The following is a 20,973-nucleotide window of genomic DNA, read 5'->3' on the forward strand; positions in this document are numbered from 1 at the left end:
CGCCTTCATGACACGCTGCGGCCATGAAGGAAAGCACGCAATGACCGCAGGACGGCAGCGCTCGATGTGGGTGGCCGGCCTGTCCACGGTGGTGGAGTGGTACGACTTCACCCTGTACCTGTACTTCGCCACGGTGCTGTCGCGGGTGTTCTTCGGCGGTGGCGAAGAGGCGATGCTGGTCACCCTGGCCGGGTTCGCGGTGTCCTACCTGATGCGTCCGCTCGGTGCGCTGTGCTTCGGCCACCTGGGTGACCGGCTCGGCCGGCGCTGGATGCTGCTGGCCTCGATGGCGTTGATGGCCGCGGCCATGCTGGCCACCGCGTTGCTGCCGACCGCGGCAACTGCCGGTGCGACTGCTGGCGTGCTGTTGCTGATCCTGCGCTGCGTGATGGCCTTCTCCGTGGGCGGCGAATACACAGGCGTGGTCGCCTATCTTCTGGAAAGCGCGCCGGCGCGACGACGGGGCCTAGTCACTTCATTGGCCTCGGCGGCCAGTGAAGTAGGTGCGTTGCTGGCGGTGGCGATCTCCGCGCTCACCGTGGCCCTGCTGCCTGCGCCGCAGCTGGACAGCTGGGGCTGGCGGATCCCGTTCTTGTTCGGCGCGGCGCTGGCACTGGTGATCCTGATCGCGCGTTCGGGCATGCACGAATCGCCGGAGTTCGAACGGCAGCGGCGCGAAGGCAGCATTCCGGCTACGCCGCTGCGGCACGTGCTGCGCAACCATCCTGGTGCGGTGGCGCGCACGTTCGCGATTTCCGCACTGGGTTCGATCACCTACTACGTGGGCATTACGTATGTGCCGGCGTTCCTGCACGCGCAGGGACACGATGAAGGTGATGCGCTGTGGCTGTCGACGATTGCGGCGGTGGCGGTGATCGCGATCACCCCGCTGTGCGGGGCGCTGTCCGATCGCTTCGGGCGGCGACCGCTGCTGCTGGGGCTGACGGTGCTGGCAGCGCTGCTGCCGCTGTCGATGTTTGGCTGGATGGCCTCTGCTGCGCCGTTGGGCATCGTGCTGGCAGCGGTGAGCCTTGCCTGTGTGGCCGGCGGTATCAGTGCGGTGGCGGCACCGGCTACGGCCGAGCAGTTCCCCGGCGAGGGCCGGGTCAGTGGGCTGGCGCTGGGGGTGACCATGGCCACCGCAGTGTTCGGCGGGGCGACGCCGTGGTTGGCGCAATGGTGGGTGGAACGCAGCGGTTGGGCGGCGGCGCCGGGGGCGATGATCGCGCTGGTGGCGGTGCTGGTGCTGCCGGTGCTGTGGACGCTGCCGGAGACCGTGCCGAAGACCCGCCCCGTGTCCCGGGGCGGGCAGTGAGCGCTTAGACCTTCAGGGTCTGCTCGATGTCGGCCAGCACCGCGGCCGCATCCACGCCGATGGCGATGGACTGCAGGACATGGCCGTCCCACACGCTGGGGCCGAAACCCATGCCTTCCGGCTTGGGAATGGTCATGCCACGGGCGACGCCGTCGGTGGCCACGCGCACGCTGGCGCGCTCGAACTGGAACAGCTCCGGGCGGGTCAGGGCGATGCAGGCGCAGCAGTCGTGCACGACCATGCCCTTGTGGCCGGCCTGCAGATAGAAGTCGACGTAGTCCTGCGACAGGGCGCGCACCAGTTCGGCATCGGCGCCGCCGATCGCGGCCAGCTTGTCCAGGCCGTCGCGGTTCATCTCGACGCGGGTGGTCACGTCCAGGCCGATCGCGGTGACCGGCCAGTGGGCGGTGAACACGATGTCGGCCGCTTCCGCGTCGCCCCAGATGTTGGCCTCGGCCGCCGGGGTGATGTTGCCGTTGACGTGGAACGCACCGCCCATCAGTACTACGCCACGCACCAGGCCGGCGATGTCCGGGGCCTGCTGCAGGGCCAGCGCCAGGTTGGTCATGCGGCCTACCGCCACCAGGGTCACTTCGCCCGGATGGGCGCGCACCAGGTCGATGATCAGCTGGTGGGCAGGACGGCTGTCGGCGGTTGCTTCCAGCGCTTCCGGCACCGGGTGGTTGCCCAGGCCGTTGTGGCCATGGATGTGCACCGGCCAGGCTTCCGGGGTGGCTTCGGGCTGCAGCGGGCCTTCGGCGCCGCGCGCGACCGGCGCGGACAGGCCCCAGGCCTGCTTCAGGTACAGCGCGTTGTGGGTGGTCGACTCCACCGAGGCATTGCCGAAGGTGGTGGTGACGCCGATCAGGTCGATCTGCGGGTGCTTGTGCAGGTACAGCAGCGCCAGCGCGTCGTCGACGCCCGGGTCGGTATCGAAAATGACTTTCAGCATGTTGTTGTTCTTCTTCTTCCGTGTGGTGCAGGGGGGCCGGCGGCCCCGAGGGCAGGCCGGCGCGCCCCACATTGTCCCATCTTCATGACAGGCAGGGCGAACCGGCGGCGGTGGTATCGTCTGCGGGCCCGAACCCGTCGCAAGGAGCTGCGCCATGCTGGCTGTGACCCTCGTCCTGATTGCCCTGGTACTGGGGCTGAACCTGGTGGCCAGCTTCGTGGTGCTGGGCCGCGACGACCTTCCCGCCAGCAGCCGCGCCGGGCAGCTGCTGGTGGTGTGGCTGCTGCCACTGGTCGGCGCGATCGTGTGCATGGCGATGGCCACCGCCGATGGTTCGCCCGCGCGGGGCGATGGCAGCAGCGGTGGACCGGCCGATTTCTCCGGGGGCTATTCCGGAGACAGCAACAGCCACCACAGCTACAGCAGTTCCGACTGCAGCAGTGGCGACAGCGGAGGGGGCGGAGACGGTGGCGGCTGCGGCGGAGGCGATTGAGGAGAGATTCCAGGTTGCCGGCCAGCGGCCGGCACTACCCGGACGTGACCTATCGAGGTTGCCGGCCAGCGGCCGGCACTACCGTGACCGGGCCTCGCCGGGGTAGTGCCGGCCGCTGGCCGGCAATCCCATGAGCTCAGCTTCCGCCTTCGGTCGGCAACGGCGCAGGCACGTTCAACAATCCGCCGTTGGCCACATACGCAGCCAAGGCCTGGCCCTGGCTGAGCAGGTGGCGTTCCATCGTGCGTTCGGCGGCTGCAGCATCGCGCTGGCGGAAGCAGTCCATCAGTTCGCGGTGTTCGGCCAGCGACTGCGCGGTGCGGCCCGGCGCCAGCAGCTGGCGGCCGCGATGCATCTTCAGGATGCGGTGCAGGTCGTGGGTGATGCGGATCAGCCACGGGTTGCCGGCGTAATGCTGCACTGTCTCGTGGATGAGGTAGTTGTTGCGGTAGTACTCGGCGATGTTGCCCTCGGCGGCGGCCGCTTCCATCGCCGCGTGCAGGTCCTCCAGCTGCTGCACGCCGGCGTCGTCGATGTGCTTGACCGCTTCATGCGCACATCGGCCTTCCAGCATCGCCATCACCGGGAACAGCTGGTTGAGGTCTTCCAGGGTCAGCCGGGTTACCCGTGCGCCGCGGCCGGCATCGATCTGCACCAGGCCTTCGGCGGCGAGCAGCTTCAACGCTTCGCGCAGGGGCGTACGGCTGATGGCCAGTTCCTCGCACAGCGCCGGCTCGTCGATCCACTCGCCCGGCGGCAGGCGGTAGTCGTAGATCCGCTCGCGCACGTGTTCGGCCACCTCCTCATACAGAGGGGCGCGCTTCTTCGGAGGACGCGGAGCGGGAGCGATGGTCATGCGGAAAGTGTAACGCCAGGTAGTGCCGGTCGCTGGCCGGCAACCCGTGATCGTTCGACGGATCCACGAGGTTGCCGGCCAGCGACCGGTACTACCGCAGGCATTTACATCCAGCCCGGCACCACGAACACCAGCCACGCCAGCAGCGGGCCGAATGCCACCACCAGGCCGCTGTAGACCAGGAAGCGGCGGAACAGCGTTTCGCGTTCTTCCTTCGCGGCCGAGGCCACCACCAGTGCGCCGTTGGTCGAGAACGGACTGACATCGACGATGGTGGAGGACACCGCCAGCGCGCAGATCACGCCAGCGGCACTGAGATGGCCCTGCATCAGGAATGGCACGGCCAGCGGAATGGTGGCGCCCAGCACCGCCGCCGACGAGGCGAATGCGGAGACGATGCCGCCCACGTAGCAGACCAGCAGCGCGCCCAGCAGCGGGATGCCGATGCTGGAGACGCCGTGGCCGATGAAGTCCACGGCACCGGCATGTTCCAGCACGCCGATGTAGGTGACCACGCCGCAGATCAGCAGCACGGTGGACCAGCTGATGCCGTCCACCGCACCCTTCTGGCTCTGCGGCGACAGCAGGGCCAGCACCACTGCAACGGTGATCGAAACCAGGCCGACGTTGAGGTTGTAGATCAGCGCGGCCACACCCAGGCCGAGCAGGCCGATCAGGGTGAACAAGCGCTCGCGGGTCAGGCCCACCGCATCCAGTGCCACCGGATCGTTGGACAGGGTGCCACCACCGGCTGCGACCAGCGCACCATGGCCTTCGATGGCGAACTGCCGCGACGAAGCCTGCGGGCCACCGGCCATCGCCAGCTCCGCGTTGCCCACCGTGCCCGCAGCAGTGATCGAACCGCGACGCAGCAGCGCGATGCCTCCGAAGGCGAAGAAGCAGATCGTGGCCATCATGAAGTTGAAGCCGAGGCTGGTCAGGAACACCGCCATTTCGGTGACCTCCAGCCCGGCCTTCTGCACCACGCCATTGGTGATGCTGCCGTACACGCTGATTGGCGAGAAGCCACCGGCCTGCGCGCCATGGATCACCAGCAGGCCCATCATCAACGGATTGATGTTGTACTGCTTGGCAAAGCGCAGCGCGACCGGGCCGATGATCGCAACCGCGGCCGGGCCCAGCGCGCCGAAGGCGGTCAGCACGGCGGTGATCACGAACATCACCCACGGGATGGCCACGATATGGCCGCGTACCGCTTTCACCGCCCAGTGCACCAGCAGGTCGATGGTGCCGTTCTTCTGCGCGATCGCGAACAGGTAGGTGATGCCGACCAGGGTCAGGAACAGGTCGCCCGGGAAGCCGGCGAGAACCTCCTTGCCCCCCATGTCGACCCAGAGCCCGCCGACGATGAAGGCCAGTGCGAAGGCGACGGCGCCCATGTTGATCGGCATCGCGGTGGCGACGATGAACATGATCACCAGACCGATGATCGTTGCAATTTGTGGAGTCATGCGCCCTCCCAGACACCTGATTCGCGTGTTGCACGGATGGAAGCCCGCCATCCCGGGGTATGGCCTGTTACGTACTGCGCGTTACGTACTGCTCAAACCCGTTATTGAAGCCGCTGCAGCGCGCTGCGGACCCACGCCGCCGCGCCGTCCAGGCTCTGGAATTCCTCGATCGCGCGTACCTCGCAGCACGGATAGGCCGGCGCGATCATGCGTGCCAGTGCGTTGCCCGGGCCCAGCTGCAGGAACACGCGCGCGCCGCGCTCGAAGGCCTGGCGCATCACCTGTGCCCATTCGATGGTCTGTGTCAGCTGCGCGGACAGCGTGTGCACCACCGCTGCGGTGTCGCGCACCGGCCGTGCGTCGATGCCGGCCAGCAGCGGCAGGCGCGGCGCGTGCAACGTGGTGGCCTGCAGTGCGGCGGCAAACGGTGCGACCGCCGCCGACAGCAGTGGCGTATGCGCCGGCACATGTACCGGCAGCACGCGCACCTCGGCACCCTGTGCGTGCGCGGCAGCGGCCAGCGCACGCAGTGCCGGCAGCGTGCCGCCAACGATGAAATGATCTGTGCCGTTGGCAATCGCCACGTGCGTGCCGTGGATTTCGCACAATGTCTGCACCGTCTGTCGATCCAGCCCCAGCATCGCCTGCATTCCGGCATCGACCGGACTGACGGCGTCCATGAATCGTGCACGCTGCGCCGACAGGGACAGGCAGGTGGTCACGTCGAAACTATCGGCGATGGCATGTGCCGCCAGTTCGCCGATGCTGTACCCGGCCACCACGATCGGGTCCGGCACGGCGCCGCGCAGGGCATGCCAGTGCGCGATGCTGGCGGCGCACAGCAGCGGCTGCGCCTGTGCGTTGTCGAAGCGGTCGTCGGCGGCCGCGGCCGCGAACACATCGCGCCCCAGCGCGTCGCTCGCCGCATCCAGTACCGCGCGTGCAGCGGCCATGCCGCGCACATGGTCGAACATCGCCGGATGCTGCGCACCCTGTCCGGGGCAGATCAGGGCCAGGCTCATGCGCCCTCCTGCTGCAGCAGGAACCAGGCGCAGGCCAGCAGATCGGCACTGCCACCCGGGCTGAGCCGACGCCTCACGAACGCATCGCCGATGGACTGCAGGCGCATGCGCCAGTCCGGCGCGAAGGCGCCACCCGCGGAAAGGAATGTGGCCGCTTGTTGTTGCGCCCAGCGCAGGCCCTCGGTACCGCCGCGATGCAGCAGGTTCAGATCGTCCACCTGTGCCACCAGCTGCATCAGCGTCTGGCACAACGCGGCGTCGCGCGGCAGGCCGCTGTCCAGCGCATGGCGCAGGGCAGGCAGGGCCAGCTCGCGCAGCACCGGGTAGCCGGCGGCAGCCTGTTCGCGTACGCCACAGACCCCATGACGCGCACGTGCGCGCTGTCCCGGGCTGTGCGGGTCCAGCGGCGCAGCGATGAGTGCGTCATTCCACTGCTGAACCGCCAGGCACACCTGCGCGCCCGACACGGCATGGCCATGCACGCGCCTGCGCTCAGCGGCGGCGGCCACCAGCAGGCCAAGGCTGAAGATCGCACCGCGATGGGTGTTGATGCCGGCGGTGGCGACCAGCATGGCCGCTTCAGCGGCAATACCGTGATCGCGCAGCACCGTGAAGGGGGCGCCGGCGGCACCGGCCCTGGCCACCGCCGTGAAGTAGTGGCGCAGGGCGAAAAGACTGCGCAGGAAAGTTCCGGCATCCATGTCGTCATGGCTGCCGCTGTCGAACGGGGTGACCAGGCCCGGCTTCGGGGCGCACGCCAGTTCGGCGTGCAGGCTGGCAATGGCCAGCCGTCCCAGGCGTGCGCTGTCGACCACCGCGTCGCGGGCCGGCGACGGCTTCGGGGCGGCGGTCATGCGATCGCCTCGCGCGTGGCGAACAGTGCATCACGCGCTTCCAATGCGGCTCCATCAAGGCGTTTCACCAGTACCTGGCGACTGCGGCCGGCAAGTTCGCGCCAGTTCACCGCGCCACCATCGGGCAGGCACAGCTCGCCATCAAGGCGATGCGGATGGCGGGTCTCCCATGCCAGCAACTGCGCGATCAGCGCCTCGGCCTGCGCGGCATCGGTCACCTGCCACAGCAGGTCGATGTCCGAACGCTCATGTATATAGGGCAGGGCGGTCAGCCATTGCCAGGCGAAGGCGCCGAACACACGGGCCGGCGCCAGTGCCTGCAGGTCGTGGAGTGATTCCTGCCACGGCTGTGGAACACCTGCGTCGCCTGCTGCCAGCAGCTCGCTCAACGCGGGGGGAGCGCGCATGTGCGCGACGTCGCACAGCGGTACGCGCAACGACACGCGCTGCTTGCCTTCGGCCGGTGGCAACGGAACGCCCAATCGCAGGCGCGTATCGGCATCATCCGCGGCACGACGCGCCACCACTGCAGGGAAGCCCTGCGCGAACCAGGCGGCAAGACGCGGCTCGTGCGCGGGCAGGTCGGCCCGCCAATCGGCATCGGCCGACAGCCAGACCAGCGTGTGCCGGGCCGGCCGCTCAGGCATTGCCCTGGCTCACAGCAGTGGCTACCTGCGCAGCCAGCGTACGGCCACCCCGTTCGGCGCCCAGTGCAGCGCGATGGTCACCGTCGACGGCTGCACGCAGTGCTTCAAGCAGGTGATGCGCCAGATCGCCATCCCACAGCGATTGCACTGCGCCCATCGCCACGTAGTTGTCCACGCCCGGTGCGAACACCGGCGAGGTCAGGCTGAGCGCCTGCAGTTTTTCCAACGGTTGCTTGGTCACCCGTGCCATCGCGCGCAGATCCATCACCCGCACCTGCGCATCGGGCAGGGCATGGATGAGGTCGGCCATCAGCCCGAACGACAGGAAGCCGCCGCTGACCGATTCGCCGTAGACCAGCGTGGCCAGGCGCGCGCCACGGCGGCGGGCCAGGTCCAGGGTCTGTGCGAGGTGGGCGAAGTAGCCGTTGATGCCCAGCAGTTCATCGCGGCGCGCCAGCCGCTGGCCGGCGGTATCGACCAGCATCACGATGGGACGCTGCGGATGAGCAGCGGTGCTGGCCAGCACGGTGTCGGCCAGCACCAGCGCGTGGTCCACACCGACTTCGATCCTGTCGGTGGTGCCGATGACCGTCACCTCACCGTCGTCGGTGGTCGCTGTGCCGGTCAGTACCGAATCGTTCACCGCGATCGTATGGCCACGCGGGAACAGTGCATCCAGCAGCGAATTCAATGGCAGGCTCATGGCAGGCTCCGCTGCGCAGTGGCGGCAAGGAAGGCATCGGTTTCCAGCAGCGCCAGACGTTCCGGGTCGGCAATGCCCTGGCGCGCCCAGATCTGCAGGCCATCGTTGCAGTCGCCCCACGCCTGTACGCGCGCCTTCAACGCGGCGTGGCGTGCCTGCAGCGCGGCCAGTGCCGCGTCGGGGTCGGCGCTGGCGGTGTCTGGCTGCAGCGCATCCGAGGCGGCCTCGGCGAACGCGCTGATCGCATCGGGCACCAGCACCTGCGCCTGGTCGATCAGGTAGCGGTGCTTGCCACCGGTCACCCGCCACACCAATGCGCGGTCGCGCGAATCGAATTCCTCCACGCCGCGCACGGTCTCGATCACTTCGGGGCCGGACAGCGACAGCCGTCCTTCTTCGGACATGATCACCGTGCTGCAGCAGCGGGCGACGATACCCATGCCACCGAAGGCGCCGTTGCCACTGCCGATCAGTGCCACCACCGGTACCCCGGCCGCCCGCGCGCCGAGCGTGGCGCGCATGATTTCGGAAATGGCGATCAATCCCGCATTGGCTTCATGCAGGCGCACACCGCCGGTATCGAGCAGCAGCAGCACGCCATCGGGATGGGTGTCCGCCGCGCGGCGCAGCAGGCCGGTCAACTTGGCGCCATGCACCTCACCCACGCCGCCACCCATGAATTCACCCTGCTGCGCGGCCACCAGCACGTGCTTGCCGTGCAGGTGTCCCTCACCGACGACGATGCCATCGTCGAAGGCGGCCGGCTGGTCCAGCTGCGCCAGATGCGGGCTGATGGCGCGCTGGGCTGGGCCGAGAAATTCGCGGAACGATCCTGCATCAAGCAGCCCGGCGATGCGCGCGCGGGCATCGGCTTCGTAATAGCTGGTGCGTTGTGCGAGCGTCATGGCTGGCCTCCGGCAAGCAGGGTCTCGACGGCCTGGTCCAGGCGCAGGCTGACCACCGCCGGTGTAGCGCCGGCATCGTTGATCGACACGCGTACATCGCGCAGGGGATGACGCTGGGCGAAGTCGGCGATCACCGCCTGCCAGACCGTGCCGAAGCCACGTGCAGCGGTGATGATGCGCACGGTCATCGCACCGTCCAGGTCGGCCGGTTCCAGCAGGATTTCCAGGTTGCCCGATGCCAGTACGCCCACCAGCACCGCATCGGTGGGGAAGCGCACGGGCGTCGTGCCGGCGAATCGATAGTCGAGGGTTTCCATGGCGTGGCCCTTACCAGTTGCGGAAGCGCTTGGGCGGGTCGTACAGACCGCCGGACCAGCGCACCAGGTCTTTCACCGAACGCGCGGCAAGAAGATCGCGGCTGGCATCGCGCACGTTGATGCCGAGATCGTCCGGGCGGCGGATCACTCCGCGGTCGCGCAGATTTTCCACCATGGCGCGGTCCCGTCCCCTGCCCACGGCGGTATAGCCGGCCACGCCGCGGATCGCCTGCTCGCGTTCTTCCGGGCTGCGGCACAGCAGCAGGTTGGCGATGCCTTCCTCGGTCAGCACATGGCTGACGTCGTCGCCGTAGATCATCACCGGCGGCAGCGGCATGCTCGCGCGCTCGGCCAGTTCCCAGGCATCGAGGCGGTTGACGAAGGCCGGCGCCATGTGCTCGCGGAAGGTTTCCACCATCTGCACCACCAGTTTGCGCCCGCGTGGCATCTCGCCGGGCCGCGCGGCCTGCTGGCCCGCCTTGATCCAGGCGTCGCTGGCATGGCGGCGGCCGCGTGCATCCGAACCCATGTTGGGTGCACCGCCAAAGCCGGCGATGCGGTCGCGCGTTGCGGTGGAGCTGTTGCCCTGCAGGTCGATCTGCAGGGTGGAGCCGATGAACATGTCGCAGGCATACAGCCCTGCGGTCTGCGAGAACGCGCGGTTGGAGCGCATCGAACCATCGGCGCCGGTGAAGAACACATCACCGCGCGCGGCGATGTACTTCTCCATGCCGAGTTCCGACCCGAACGAGTGCACGGATTTGACGAAACCCGATTCGATGGCTGGAATCAGGGCCGGGTGCGGATTGAGCGCCCAGTGCTGGCAGATCTTTCCCTTCAGCCCCAGCGACTCGGCGTAGGTCGGCAGCAGCAGTTCGATTGCTGCGGTATCGAAACCGATGCCATGGTTGAGCCGGTTCACCCCGTACTCGGCGTAGATGCCCTTGATCGCCATCATCGCCATCAGCACCTGGATCTCGGAGATCTGTGCCGGATCGCGGGTGAACAGCGGTTCGATATGGTTCGGGCGCGGCGCCTGCACCACGAAGTTGACCCAGTCGGCAGGAATATCGACGCGGGGGAGGGTGTCGACGATCTCGTTGACCTGGGCGATGACGATGCCGCCACCGAATGCGGTGGCCTCCACGATCACCGGCGTGTCTTCGGTGTTGGGGCCGGTGTAGAGATTGCCGTGGCGATCGGCAGCCTGCGCCGCGACCAGTGCCACACGCGGCGTGAGGTCGATGAAGTAGCGGCCGAACAGTTCCAGGTAGGTGTGGATGGCACCGATCTGGATGCGTCCTTCGGCCACCAGGTTGGCCAGCCGCACCGACTGCGGCCCGGAGAAGGAGAAGTCCAGCCTGGAGGCGATGCCGCGTTCGAACACATCCAGGTGCGAGGGCAGCGACAGCACCGACTGCACCATGTGCAGGTCATGCACCCGTGCCGGGTCGAGGTCGGCCAGCGTCTGGGCGAGGAAGTCGGCCTGCTTCTGGTTGTTGCCTTCCAGGCAGACCTTGTCGCCCGGCTCCAGCAGCGCGTGCAGCAGCTCGGCGACATCGCCAGCCGCCACCTCGTGGCCCCTGGCCCATGGCGCGGCGCGTTCCAGCCGCGCCTGGCGGCCCCGCTCCAGCGTGTCCCAACTCGGGTTCATCGACGGACTTCCGAATGACGTTGGAATAATTACGCCATAATTACGGAGGGGTGTGCAACCCGCAGTGCAGCAAAGAAAAGGCCCGCGCGAAGGCGGGCCCATTCAGGTGGGCCACGACCGTGGGTCGTGGCGGAGCGTCAGAAGCGTGCCGACCAACGGTCGGCACCCACCCCCAACAGTGGGCACCCATCCCCAACGGTCGGCACCCATCCCAAACAGTGGGCACCCCCCAATGGTCGGCACCCACCGTTCCCGGGTTGCTCAGAACTTCCAGCGCAGGCTGGCCGCTACGAAGCGCGGTTCGCCGTAGTTGTTGTAGTCCAGGTTGGCCCAGTAGGTCTTGTCCAGCGCGTTGCGCACGCTCAGCGTCGCCGTCCAGTTGTCGCTGATGCGGTAGTTGGCGTTGAACTGCACCAGCGCATACGCCGGCTGGTTCACCGTCACCGTGCCGCCGAGCGGGTAGGGGATGTTGTAGCCCTGCACCTTGCTCTGCCACTGCACGCCACCGCCTATGCTCAGGCGTTCCAGCGCGCCGCGCAGCTGCAGCTGGGTGTTGAGCTGCAGCAGGTTTTCGGCCGGATTGGCGTACAGCAGGTCGGTGGCCGCGCGGGTCACCTTGACGTGGGTATAGCCGGCATTGACTGTCCAGCCCGGCAGGATCTCGCCGTTGACGTCCACTTCCCAGCCGCGCGCCTTGGTGCCGTTGACGCCGATGTAGGCCGAGCTGCCGTCGCTGAGTGAGCCTTCCGGCACGCTCATGTCACGCACCGCGTAGTTGTCCTGCTTGGCTTCGAACACCGCCGCGTTGGCGGTCAAACGGCCGTCGAACCACTGCGTCTTCAGGCCCGCTTCCAGGTTGGAGCCCTGCACCGGCGCCAGCAGGTTCTCGTTGCGGTCCTTGTAGTTCTGCGGGTTGAAGATCTCGGTGTAGCTGGCATAGGCCGCCACGTTCGGGGTGATGTCATACACCAGGCCCACGTACGGGGTGATTTCATCGCTCACCTTGTACGCGCCGCTGGTGGCGGTGTAGGCACCGGCCGCGTTGTAGGCGCGGGTCTGGGTCTGCCAGCGGCTCAGGCGTGCGCCGGCGATCAGCGCCAGCGGATCGGCCAGGCGCAGGCGGGTGGCCAGGTAGAAGCCGCTCTGCGTGGTCTTGGCCACGCGGCGTGCGCCGGTGAGGGTGTAGGTCACTTCGGAGATGTCGCCATCCCAGGTGTGCACGTTGGGAATGTAGTAGCAGCGCTCGCTGCCGCAACGAGCCCAGTCGCGCGGATAGTTCAGCGCCAGCGTGTTGGTGGTGCCTTCCAGGTCGGCCCACTGCGCGCCCACGGTCACGTCGTGCTGCTGGCCCCACAGGTTGAAGGTGCCGGTCAGGTAGGCGTCGACGTTGCGGCGGGTGTCTTCCGAATCGCCGGCGGCGGTGCGCAGGTAGATGCCCGCGCCGGTCACCGGGTCGGGATTGCCGGTGCCGTACAGGCGCATGTTCTGCACGTTGCCACGCGTGTAGGCGGTGTTGATCTTCAGCAGCCAGTTGTCACCGAAGCGCTGCTCCAGGTTGGCGAACACCGTGCTGGTCTCGCGCTGCCAGTAGCTCCACTTCGGTGCCAGGTTGGTCGAGCGCGGCAGATGGGCGAAGTTGCCCTGGCTGTCGAAGAACGGCACGGTGCCCCAGGTCGAGCCCACCGGGTTGTTGTCCTGGGTCTGGTAGCCGACGGTCACCGTGGTGCTGTCGGTCACATCGCCTTCCAGCACGGCCATGCCGGCCATCTTGTTCTCTTTGTAGCGGTCGTAATAGAAATCGCGATCGGTGTAGGCGGCGACCACGCGGCTGCGGAAGCGGCCGTCGGCGGTCAGTGGTGCGGTCACGTCCGCTTCCATGCGGCGGTAGTCCCAGCTGCCGGCACTGACCGAGAACGAAGCGTCGAACTCCTTGCCCGGGCGCTTGCGCAGCAGGTTCACCGTGGCCGACGGCACACCCGCGCCGCTGAGCAGGCCGTTGGCGCCGCGGATCACTTCCACCCGGTCATAGAAGGCGGTGTCGTATTCCTGGTTGGTCGAGCCGCTGTAGGTGGGAATGCCATCCACCTGGAAATCGGTGATGGCAAAACCACGCGCGTAGTACAGCGGGCGCTGGGTGTCATAGAAGGACACGCTGACGCCGGTGACATTGCGCATCACGTCGTTGAGGCTGAACAGCGATTCGTCCTGCAGGCGCTGCAGGCCGATCACCGTGGACGACTGCGGCGTTTCCTGCAGGGTGATCGGCAGGCGGGTGGTGCTCGATGGCGGCGCGGACTGCTCGGCGCGCACGCTCACCCGGTCCAGGGTCTTGGCATCGGAGGCGTCGGCAGCGACCTCGGCCAATGCCGACGGCGCAGCCAGGGTGAGGCAGGACAGCAGGGCGGCGGGCAGCAGCGCACGGCGGGGCAGGCGGCTGGGGAAAATCTGGGTCATGGCGGGCTCGAAGCGTAGAGGCGGGGAAGGGGCGGCAACAGTCGTCCAGCACCCGGGGCGGCGGCTTCGGGCACGTCAGGTCCATCTGGGAGGGGCGCGGTCACTGCGCAGGATGCAAATGTAAATAATTCTTAACAACATTACAATTCGCGTCATTGTGCAGGGGCTTTCAGGCGCGCAGCAAGCGTCAGGGCGGGGTCGGATCCCATTGCCGCAGGCACTGGGCTCTGACCCTGCGAGGGGTCTCCCGGAACGGGTCAGAGCCCTCCCGTGCGGGAGGGATCCGCCCCGTCGCCGCCCGCAAACGCAGACGGCCACCCGAAGGTGGCCGTCCGCAGGCATCCGCCAAGCGCAGGCTTACAGCGCCTGCAGCTCTTCGTTGGCGTTGCGCTTTTCCTTGGCCGGGGCCGGCGCCGGCGCGGCCGTCGGTGCCAGTGCAGGCGTCGTACCTGCTTCCACCGGAACCTCCAGGTAGGGCAGGTGCAGGGTCTGGCTGGTCAACGTGCGGATCTCGTTGGTCAGCGCGGCACTTTCGTTGAGCTTGCGGCCGTACGAGGGAACGATCTCGCGCAGGCGGGCTTCCCAACCGGCCTTCATCTGTTCCGGGAAGGCCTTGGCCATCAGGTCCAGCATGATCGGCGGCGAGGTCGAAGCGCCCGGCGAGGCACCCAGCAGCGCAGCGAGGGTGTGGTCCTTGTCGGTCACGATCTCGGTACCGAACTGCAGCACCGCGCCCTTCAGCGGATCACGCTTGATGATCTGCACGCGCTGGCCGGCGGTGACCAGCTTCCAGTCGCCCGGCTTGGCATTGGGGAAGTACTTGACCAGTTCGGCCTGGCGATCGGCATCGTTCAGGCGCGCCTGGCCCATCAGGTACTGCACCAGGTCCAGGTTGTCCTTGCCCACTTCCAGCATCGGGCCGACGTTGTTGTGGTTGACCGACGAATACAGGTCCCACCACGAGCCGTGCTTGAGGAACTTGGTGCTGTACAGCGCGAACGGCCCGAACAGGACCACCGGCTTGCCATCCAGCTTGCGCGCATCCAGGTGCGGCACCGACATCGGCGGCGAACCGGTCTCGGCCATGCCATAGGCCTTCACGCCGTGCCGCGAGGTCACGTCCTGGCCCTGGAAGGCGAGGAACTGGCCGCCCACCGGGAAGCCGGCGTAGTCCTTCGATTCCGGGATGCCCGACATCTGCAGCAGCTTCAGCGCCGCGCCACCGGCACCGATGAACACGAAGCGGGCGTGGGTGGTCGATTCGGTGCCGGCCTTGAGGTCCTTCACCGTCACGTTCCAGCTCTTGTCCGCGTTCTGCCGCAGTGCGCTGACCTCGTGGTTGAGGTGCAGGCCGAAGTTCGGGCTGTGCTGCAGGCCGGCGGTCAGCTGGCGGGTGATGACGCCGAAGTTGACGTCGGTGCCCAGCGGCATCCACGTTGCGGCAACCTTCTGCTTCGGGTCGCGGCCTTCCATCAGCAGCGGTGCCCACTGCTTGATCTGCGCCGGGTCCTCGGAGTACTGCATGCCGTAGAACAGCGGGTTCTTCACCAGCGCCTGCTGGCGCTTGTGCAGGTAGGCGATGTTGTCATCGCCCCAGACGAAGCTCATGTGCGGGGTCGGGTTGATGAAGTCGCTGGGCTGGCTCAGCCGCCCTTCCTTCACCTGGTGCGACCAGAACTGGCGCGAGACTTCGAACGATTCGGCGATGCCGACCGCGCGCTTGGTCTCGATGCTGCCATCGGGCAGTTCCGGGGTGTAGTTCAGTTCGGCGAATGCCGAGTGGCCGGTGCCGGCGTTGTTCCAGCCGTCCGAGCTTTCACCGGCGACGCCGTCGAGACGCTCATAGACCTGGATGTTCCAGTCCGGCTGCAGTTCCTGCAGGTAGGTGGCCAGGGTGATGCTCATGATGCCGGCGCCGACCAGCACGACATCGACGGGCTTGTCGTTGTTCGCGGCGGGCACCGAGCGCTGGGTCAGCGGCCAGTACAGGAACAGCGCGGCCACCAGCAACAGCAGCACGAGCAGGGCGAGCAGGGCCTTGCCAAATTTCTTCATGGGGGCGGGATCGTTGGCGGGGAAGGGGGTCAGGATGCGCAAGAAACAGGGAAAGAGCGTGAAGAAACAACGCCTTGCAGCATTCCTGTGGCAATTTTAACCGCATCCGGTCCGATTTTGATGCAACGCAGCATCCGACGGCTCGTGGCACCCTCACCCGGTAGCGCCGGGCCACGCCCGGCGATGCCCCTCGATCACGCCAGCTCAAGGATCTCGTCACCGGCCTCATCGATCTCGCCGGTCGCCTTCCAGCCCAGGTGCCGGTAGAAGCCATGGGAACGCGAGTGCGGGTCGGCTGAGCAGGCCAGGAACAGGCGGCTGTGGCCGGCATCGCGGCTCAGGCTGACCACCTCCTGCAGCAGTTGCCGGCCGATGCCACGCTTCTCGAATTCCGGCAGCAGCGCCAGCACCAGCACCTCGCCGCTTTCGCGGTCGGCAAAGCAGTAGCCGGCCATCCGTTGGCCCTCCCAGGCGACGCGGCCAATCGAATCGCCATCGGCGATACCTGCGGCCCAGCTCTCTTCGGTGATGCCCAGCTCGGCCAGTTGCGCTGCACTGAAGGCGTTCTCGCGGGTACGCCCGCGCAGGTCGATGCAGGCGGCGGCGTCATCGGGACGGGCATTGCGGTAGTGGATCGTCATCTGGGAAACCTGCGGTCGAATGGAACCGGGCGATTGTGGCCGACGCCTATGGAGATTGGATGGAGACCGGCGGCGCTCCTCACTCACTGCCGATGGTGAAGTACTCCGCCGCGAAGTAGCCCAGTTGATAGGCCAGCGTCGCTGCGGCCAGCCCCAGTTGCGCGCGCGTGCTGCGCAGATGCCAGCCGAGTGCGGCGACGATGAGCATCAGCACCGTATGCAGGGGGTAGGCCTCGCCCAGCAGCCGCCATCGGCTTCCCCCTTTGATCGCGGTATCCACAAGATCCAGAAGGGTCAATATCGCGACCACCCCGAAGATCCAGCGTCGACGCTGCATCAGGTAGTTGCCGTAACTGCCGTACTCGCGCAGGTCTTCGGGAAACAGCAGCGCGCACAGCAGGAACCAGGTCGCGCAGTAGGTGATCACGAACAGATAGATTTCAAACGTCCAACGGTGTACCTCAACCAGGCGGAACTCCCACCACCAGAAGGTCACCAGCGATACCAGCGTCCACACCACCCAGCACAGGTGCAGCGCCGAACAGCCACGCCGCTGCGGGTGTTCGATGATCTGCGCCAGCCCCTTCAGCAGGGTGGTGATGGACAGGCCGAGGATGATCCCCATCACCACGCGGATATGCAGGAATACCGGTTCGGTTTCCATCGGTCAGCCCCCTCGTCGGTTGCACCGATGCTTGCATGAAAAGGGGGCGGAGGGGATCAAGGCGTTTGTAGCACAAGCGACTTGATCCTCTCCGTCCCCTCTTCAGCGCCTGCGCTGCACCAGTGCCGAGGCGGCGTCCAGCACTGCCCGGGTCAGCAGCGCCATCGTCTGCACGTCGCCTTTCCAGTGCTGCCAGTACAGCGGCACGTCTTCCCACGCGCGCTGTCGCACGTAGACCAGGCGCCCGGCGTCCAGATGGCGCTTGACCAGCGGCAGCGGGTTCATCGTCCAGCCCAGCCCGCCCAGATTGGCCTGCACGAAGGCGCGGGTGGAAGGAATCCACCACGTCGGCGCGGTGCTGGGCAGGTCGGCGCCGGCCATGCGCCGGGCAAAGCGCGACTGCATGTCGTCCTTGCGGTTGAACACCAGCACCGGTGCCTGCGCCAGCGCCTGTGCGGTCACGCCCTTGGCGAAGTGCTGCTCGCGGAACTCCGGCGTACAGGTGGCGGCGTAGCGGATGCTGCCCAGCGCGTGGATCTGGCAACCCTGCACCGGCTCGTCCAGGGTGGTCACGGCCCCCAGCACGGTGCCCTGGCGCAGCAGTTCGACGGTGTGGTCCTGGTCCTCCACCCGCAGGTCCAGGGTGGTGCCGGTGCCCTGCGCGAACTGCTGGGCGGCCTGTGGGAACCAGGTCTCCAGGCTGTCGTGGTTCACCGCTACGGGGATGCTGGCCTGCGGCAGGTCCTCGTCGGCCAAGCCCATCCGGTGCAGCGCGTCGTGCTCCAGCAGGGCGGTCTGCTCGGCCAGCTGCACCAGCAACTGGCCCTCGGCAGTCGCGGTCGCAGGCGTGCCGCGCTTGACCAGCAGGCGGCCGATGCGGTCTTCCAGTGCCTTGACCCGCTGCGAGATGGCCGAGGGGGTGACGTTGAGCGACTGCGCGGCACGGTCGAAGCTGCCTTCGCGGATCACCGCAGCCAGGGCCCGCAGCTGGGCATGGTCGATGCGCATGGCGATTAAGCTCCGCTAATGTTGGTTTAGTAAGTTTAGCTCGTCTTTTCTATGTTGCGGCGCGACAATGGCGCCCGTTCCGGTGCTGTCCGCCTTCGCGAGGCACCGCTCCCCCCAAGCAAGACAAGGTAGTGAATCCCATGTTCTCGGTCATCTCCGCCAGCACCGGCCTTGGTGCCTGGTTCAGTGGTGCGGCTACCGGCATCGGCCTGTTTGCCGTGGTCGGCGCCCAGAGCGCCTTCATCCTGCGCCAGGGCATCCTGCGCAAGCACATCGTGCCGGTTGTCGCCACCTGCGCGGCCATCGATGCAATCTTCATCTTCGCCAGCGTGGCCGGCCTGCGCACGCTCACCACCGCGCTGCCGTGGCTGACCACCGCCGTCCTCTGGACCGGTGTGGCCTTCCTGGCCTGGTATGCGATGAAGTCGGCACGCCGTGCGATCGCCGGTGGCGGTGGCATGGGCGAAGCCGACAGCGATGACGGCAGCCGTCGTGCGGTGCTGATGGCGGCAGTCGGCTTCTCGCTGATCAACCCGCACTTCTGGCTGGACATGATGGTGATCGGCTCCATCGCCGAGAACTTCGGCAATGCGCGCATGGCCTTCGCGGCCGGCGTGGTCACCGCCAGCTGCCTGTGGCTGACCGCGCAGGGCCTGGGCGCGCGCCTGCTTGCGCCGCTGTTCACCAAGCCCAGCACCTGGCGCGTGCTGGACGGCACCATCGCGGTGATCCTCAGCATCCTGGCCCTCACTCTGGCGGTGCGCGGGGTCCATTGACCCGGCGCACGCCCCCCGAACCCACGTCCTTACTCTCTCTCCAAGGTAGTGGCAACGACGGCACCGGCAACGGTGCCGTCGTTTTTTCTGCCCACTGGCGGCGCGGCCGCTTGCCTGCCTAGAATCGGCGAATCTGGACAGGGTGTCCGGGCAGGAAGGGGGAAGGATGCGCAGGACTGTACTTGCCGCGCTGTTGTGCGCGGTGGTGGGCGGGACGTCGGCGGGTACCGGCGGGGTGGACCTGGAGAAGTACCTGAAAGCGGAGTCGTTTTCGAACGTCAAGCTCTCGCCCGGCGGCGACTACGTTGCCGGCACCGTACCGCTGGACGATTCCACCGCGCTGGTCATCCTGCGCACGTCCGACCGCAAGCCTGCCGGCGTGTTCCGCCCGCAGGACAAGAACCACGCCAACACCTTTGAATGGGTGAGCAACGAGCGCCTGCTGGTCGGCCTGGCCGAGAAGCTTGGAGTACTCGATACGCCGCAGCCCACCGGTGAACTTTATGGGGTCAACGTTGATGGCAAGGGCGGGGAACTGCTGGTCGGCTACCGCGTGCAGGGGCGCGGGTTGGGCACGCGCATCCAGCCGAAGAAGGTGGAGGACGTCGCGGCCTTCCTCACCGACGAACTGGCGGGCGACGACCGGAATGTGCTGATCGCGGTATGGCCCTTCGCCGAGGACCCCTACACCCGGGTCGAGCGGCTTGACGTGGTCAGTGGGCGTCGCGTGCGCGTTTCCGGTTCACCCGTGCAGCGTGCCGATTTCACTACCGATCATCAGGGTGAAGTGCGCTTCGCCCACGGCGCAGCGTCGGACAACGTCAACAAGCTCTACTACCGCGCCGGGACCAATGCGCAGTGGTCGCTGGTCAATGACGAGTCGCTGAGCCACCGGATAGAAACCGCAATCGGCTTCTCCGAAGATGGCGCGCTGGCCTATCTGCAGGTCGAGCAGCCCACCGGGCCCGATGCCATCGTCAGCTGGAACCCTCAGACCGGCCAACGGCGCGAGGTGCTGCGCGATGGCGTGGTCGATCCCTACGCGATCATCTTCCGCCCGGGCACCCGCGTGCCGGTGGGCGCGCTGTTTGCCGGCGATGCACCGCGTACGCGGTTCTTCGATGAGAAGGGGGCCGATGCCCGTCAGTACCGCAGCCTTGAAGCGGCGTTCGGCGGCCCGGTGTTCATCACCTCCAGTACCCGCGATGGCGGCAAGGTGGTGGTGCAGACGTGGTCGGGCAGCAATCCCGGGGATTTCTACCTGTTCGACACCCGCGCAAAGGCGGCCGAGCATCTGCTCAGCCGCAGCGAATGGATCGACCCGAAACTGGCCGCCACCGTGCGTCCGTTCTCGCTGAAGGCGCGCGACGGACTGCCGCTGCACGGCTTCCTGACCCTGCCGCCGGGCAGCGAAGGGCGCAATCTGCCGTTGGTGGTGCTGCCGCACGGTGGCCCCATCGGCGTATTCGATGAGGGCAGCTACAGCAACGAGCCGCAGATGCTGGCAGCAGCAGGGTATGCCGTGTTGCAGGTCAACTTCCGTGGTTCGGCCAACTATGGCCGCGCGTTCACCCAGGCGGGTGCGAAGCAGTGGGGCGCGGCCATGCAGGACGATGTGACCGACGCCACCCGCTGGGCCATCGCAGAGGGCATCGCCGACAGCAACCGCATCTGCATCTATGGGGCCAGCTACGGTGCGTATGCCGCGATGATGGGGCCGATCCGCGAACCCGGACTGTACCAGTGCGCGGCCGGCTACGTCGGTGTGTACGACCTGCCGCTGATGTTCAGTGGTGAGGCACAGTTGAGCGATTCGGCCATCGCCTGGCAGCGCGAATGGGTAGGCGATCCGAAGACCCTGGGAGCCCGTTCGCCGGTGAACCTGGCCGCGCAGCTGAAAGTGCCGGTGTTCCTGGCCGCTGGCGGCGAAGACACGCGTGCGCCGATCAAGCACACCGAGCGCATGGAAGCAGCGCTGAAGGCGGCCGGCTCACCGGTGGAGAGCCTGTACTACCGCACCGAAGGGCACGGTTTCCACCGGCCTGAGCACCAGCGCGAGTACTACAGCAGGCTGCTGGCCTTCCTGTCACGCAGCCTTGGCGGTAACACCGCCAGCACCAGCGCGAGCGCAGGCGCGGACAAGGCGCCGTAAGGCAGGCGAGCCGCGGACCCGGTGCCGGGCAGG

The 20,973-nt window shown here is 67.3% G+C and carries 19 protein-coding genes; 4 read left to right on the top strand and 15 right to left on the bottom strand.

Going from position 1 to position 20,973, the window contains the following annotated elements:
* The first annotated feature begins 40 nt into the window (after positions 1-40).
* Positions 41-1,315, top strand: a complete 1,275-nt coding sequence (locus CLM74_RS05730; RefSeq protein ID WP_025873906.1) for an MFS transporter — start codon at positions 41-43, stop codon at positions 1,313-1,315.
* Positions 1,316-1,319: 4 nt separating this feature from the next.
* Here the strand turns inward: CLM74_RS05730 and CLM74_RS05735 are convergent, their stop codons facing one another.
* Positions 1,320-2,267, bottom strand: coding sequence for a nucleoside hydrolase (locus CLM74_RS05735; RefSeq protein WP_105163618.1), 948 nt, complete (start codon positions 2,265-2,267; stop codon positions 1,320-1,322).
* A 154-nt stretch (positions 2,268-2,421) separates the two neighbouring features.
* Between CLM74_RS05735 and CLM74_RS05740 the strand changes: the two genes are divergently transcribed.
* Positions 2,422-2,760, top strand: coding sequence for a hypothetical protein (locus CLM74_RS05740; RefSeq protein WP_105163619.1), 339 nt, complete (start codon positions 2,422-2,424; stop codon positions 2,758-2,760).
* Between the two features lie 136 nt (positions 2,761-2,896).
* Here the strand turns inward: CLM74_RS05740 and CLM74_RS05745 are convergent, their stop codons facing one another.
* The 14 genes from CLM74_RS05745 to CLM74_RS05810 all read right to left on the bottom strand — a co-directional run bounded on the left by CLM74_RS05745 (position 2,897) and on the right by CLM74_RS05810 (position 18,012).
* Positions 2,897-3,616, bottom strand: a complete 720-nt coding sequence (locus CLM74_RS05745) for a GntR family transcriptional regulator (RefSeq protein WP_105163620.1) — start codon at positions 3,614-3,616, stop codon at positions 2,897-2,899.
* Between the two features lie 104 nt (positions 3,617-3,720).
* Positions 3,721-5,088, bottom strand: coding sequence for an SLC13 family permease (locus CLM74_RS05750; RefSeq protein WP_032975926.1), 1,368 nt, complete (start codon positions 5,086-5,088; stop codon positions 3,721-3,723).
* A 101-nt stretch (positions 5,089-5,189) separates the two neighbouring features.
* Complete coding sequence (gene mdcH, locus CLM74_RS05755; protein ID WP_105163621.1) at positions 5,190-6,110, bottom strand: malonate decarboxylase subunit epsilon; 921 nt, start codon at positions 6,108-6,110, stop codon at positions 5,190-5,192.
* Positions 6,107-6,964, bottom strand: coding sequence for a triphosphoribosyl-dephospho-CoA synthase MdcB (gene mdcB / locus CLM74_RS05760; RefSeq protein WP_105163622.1), 858 nt, complete (start codon positions 6,962-6,964; stop codon positions 6,107-6,109). The genes mdcH and mdcB overlap by 4 nt, the downstream gene beginning before the upstream one ends.
* Positions 6,961-7,611 carry a malonate decarboxylase holo-[acyl-carrier-protein] synthase gene (gene mdcG / locus CLM74_RS05765; RefSeq protein WP_105163623.1) on the bottom strand — a complete coding sequence of 217 codons (651 nt, stop codon included), beginning with the start codon at positions 7,609-7,611 and terminating at the stop codon, positions 6,961-6,963. Before mdcG ends, mdcB begins: the two co-directional genes overlap by 4 nt.
* Positions 7,604-8,308: a biotin-independent malonate decarboxylase subunit gamma gene (mdcE, locus tag CLM74_RS05770; protein ID WP_105164942.1), complete on the bottom strand. Its 705-nt coding sequence runs from the start codon at positions 8,306-8,308 to the stop codon at positions 7,604-7,606. The genes mdcG and mdcE overlap by 8 nt, the downstream gene beginning before the upstream one ends.
* A 2-nt stretch (positions 8,309-8,310) precedes the next feature.
* The gene (locus CLM74_RS05775; RefSeq protein ID WP_105163624.1) at positions 8,311-9,219 is read right to left on the bottom strand and encodes a biotin-independent malonate decarboxylase subunit beta; all 909 of its coding nucleotides are present in this window, start codon (positions 9,217-9,219) and stop codon (positions 8,311-8,313) included.
* Positions 9,216-9,536 (bottom strand): malonate decarboxylase acyl carrier protein, encoded by a 321-nt coding sequence (mdcC, locus tag CLM74_RS05780; RefSeq protein WP_032975933.1) that lies wholly within the window; start codon positions 9,534-9,536, stop codon positions 9,216-9,218. Before mdcC ends, CLM74_RS05775 begins: the two co-directional genes overlap by 4 nt.
* A gap of 10 nt (positions 9,537-9,546) precedes the next feature.
* Positions 9,547-11,190, bottom strand: coding sequence for a malonate decarboxylase subunit alpha (gene mdcA, locus CLM74_RS05785; protein ID WP_105163625.1), 1,644 nt, complete (start codon positions 11,188-11,190; stop codon positions 9,547-9,549).
* Positions 11,191-11,451: 261 nt separating this feature from the next.
* Positions 11,452-13,644, bottom strand: a complete 2,193-nt coding sequence (locus CLM74_RS05790) for a TonB-dependent siderophore receptor (protein ID WP_105163626.1) — start codon at positions 13,642-13,644, stop codon at positions 11,452-11,454.
* A gap of 357 nt (positions 13,645-14,001) precedes the next feature.
* Entirely contained in the window at positions 14,002-15,699 is a 1,698-nt protein-coding gene (gene mqo / locus CLM74_RS05795) for a malate dehydrogenase (quinone) (RefSeq protein ID WP_099783216.1), read from the bottom strand.
* A gap of 194 nt (positions 15,700-15,893) precedes the next feature.
* The gene (locus CLM74_RS05800; protein ID WP_025873892.1) at positions 15,894-16,340 is read right to left on the bottom strand and encodes a GNAT family N-acetyltransferase; all 447 of its coding nucleotides are present in this window, start codon (positions 16,338-16,340) and stop codon (positions 15,894-15,896) included.
* 79 nt (positions 16,341-16,419) lie between these two features.
* Positions 16,420-17,004 (bottom strand): hypothetical protein, encoded by a 585-nt coding sequence (locus CLM74_RS05805; protein WP_025873891.1) that lies wholly within the window; start codon positions 17,002-17,004, stop codon positions 16,420-16,422.
* 102 nt (positions 17,005-17,106) lie between these two features.
* Positions 17,107-18,012, bottom strand: coding sequence for a LysR family transcriptional regulator ArgP (locus CLM74_RS05810; protein WP_025873890.1), 906 nt, complete (start codon positions 18,010-18,012; stop codon positions 17,107-17,109).
* Positions 18,013-18,152: 140 nt separating this feature from the next.
* Between CLM74_RS05810 and CLM74_RS05815 the strand changes: the two genes are divergently transcribed.
* Both CLM74_RS05815 and CLM74_RS05820 read left to right on the top strand, forming a co-directional pair.
* Positions 18,153-18,788, top strand: a complete 636-nt coding sequence (locus CLM74_RS05815; protein WP_025873889.1) for a LysE family transporter — start codon at positions 18,153-18,155, stop codon at positions 18,786-18,788.
* A gap of 166 nt (positions 18,789-18,954) precedes the next feature.
* The gene (locus CLM74_RS05820; protein WP_105163627.1) at positions 18,955-20,940 is read left to right on the top strand and encodes a S9 family peptidase; all 1,986 of its coding nucleotides are present in this window, start codon (positions 18,955-18,957) and stop codon (positions 20,938-20,940) included.
* Positions 20,941-20,973: the final 33 nt, after the last annotated feature.

The sequence above is a fragment of the Stenotrophomonas sp. MYb57 genome, from assembly GCF_002966815.1.
Classification (GTDB): Bacteria; Pseudomonadota; Gammaproteobacteria; order Xanthomonadales; family Xanthomonadaceae; genus Stenotrophomonas; species Stenotrophomonas indicatrix.

What these genes read in the sequence shown, in the direction of transcription:
- CLM74_RS05730 (WP_025873906.1), top strand. Translation starts at nt 41, where the DNA reads ATGACCGCAGGACGGCAGCGCTCGATGTGGGTGGCCGGCCTGTCCACG.
- CLM74_RS05735 (WP_105163618.1), bottom strand. Translation starts at nt 2,267, where the DNA reads ATGCTGAAAGTCATTTTCGATACCGACCCGGGCGTCGACGACGCGCTG.
- CLM74_RS05740 (WP_105163619.1), top strand. Translation starts at nt 2,422, where the DNA reads ATGCTGGCTGTGACCCTCGTCCTGATTGCCCTGGTACTGGGGCTGAAC.
- CLM74_RS05745 (WP_105163620.1), bottom strand. Translation starts at nt 3,616, where the DNA reads ATGACCATCGCTCCCGCTCCGCGTCCTCCGAAGAAGCGCGCCCCTCTG.
- CLM74_RS05750 (WP_032975926.1), bottom strand. Translation starts at nt 5,088, where the DNA reads ATGACTCCACAAATTGCAACGATCATCGGTCTGGTGATCATGTTCATC.
- mdcH (WP_105163621.1), bottom strand. Translation starts at nt 6,110, where the DNA reads ATGAGCCTGGCCCTGATCTGCCCCGGACAGGGTGCGCAGCATCCGGCG.
- mdcB (WP_105163622.1), bottom strand. Translation starts at nt 6,964, where the DNA reads ATGACCGCCGCCCCGAAGCCGTCGCCGGCCCGCGACGCGGTGGTCGAC.
- mdcG (WP_105163623.1), bottom strand. Translation starts at nt 7,611, where the DNA reads ATGCCTGAGCGGCCGGCCCGGCACACGCTGGTCTGGCTGTCGGCCGAT.
- CLM74_RS05775 (WP_105163624.1), bottom strand. Translation starts at nt 9,219, where the DNA reads ATGACGCTCGCACAACGCACCAGCTATTACGAAGCCGATGCCCGCGCG.
- mdcC (WP_032975933.1), bottom strand. Translation starts at nt 9,536, where the DNA reads ATGGAAACCCTCGACTATCGATTCGCCGGCACGACGCCCGTGCGCTTC.
- mdcA (WP_105163625.1), bottom strand. Translation starts at nt 11,190, where the DNA reads ATGAACCCGAGTTGGGACACGCTGGAGCGGGGCCGCCAGGCGCGGCTG.
- CLM74_RS05790 (WP_105163626.1), bottom strand. Translation starts at nt 13,644, where the DNA reads ATGACCCAGATTTTCCCCAGCCGCCTGCCCCGCCGTGCGCTGCTGCCC.
- mqo (WP_099783216.1), bottom strand. Translation starts at nt 15,699, where the DNA reads ATGAAGAAATTTGGCAAGGCCCTGCTCGCCCTGCTCGTGCTGCTGTTG.
- CLM74_RS05800 (WP_025873892.1), bottom strand. Translation starts at nt 16,340, where the DNA reads ATGACGATCCACTACCGCAATGCCCGTCCCGATGACGCCGCCGCCTGC.
- CLM74_RS05805 (WP_025873891.1), bottom strand. Translation starts at nt 17,004, where the DNA reads ATGGAAACCGAACCGGTATTCCTGCATATCCGCGTGGTGATGGGGATC.
- CLM74_RS05810 (WP_025873890.1), bottom strand. Translation starts at nt 18,012, where the DNA reads ATGCGCATCGACCATGCCCAGCTGCGGGCCCTGGCTGCGGTGATCCGC.
- CLM74_RS05815 (WP_025873889.1), top strand. Translation starts at nt 18,153, where the DNA reads ATGTTCTCGGTCATCTCCGCCAGCACCGGCCTTGGTGCCTGGTTCAGT.
- CLM74_RS05820 (WP_105163627.1), top strand. Translation starts at nt 18,955, where the DNA reads ATGCGCAGGACTGTACTTGCCGCGCTGTTGTGCGCGGTGGTGGGCGGG.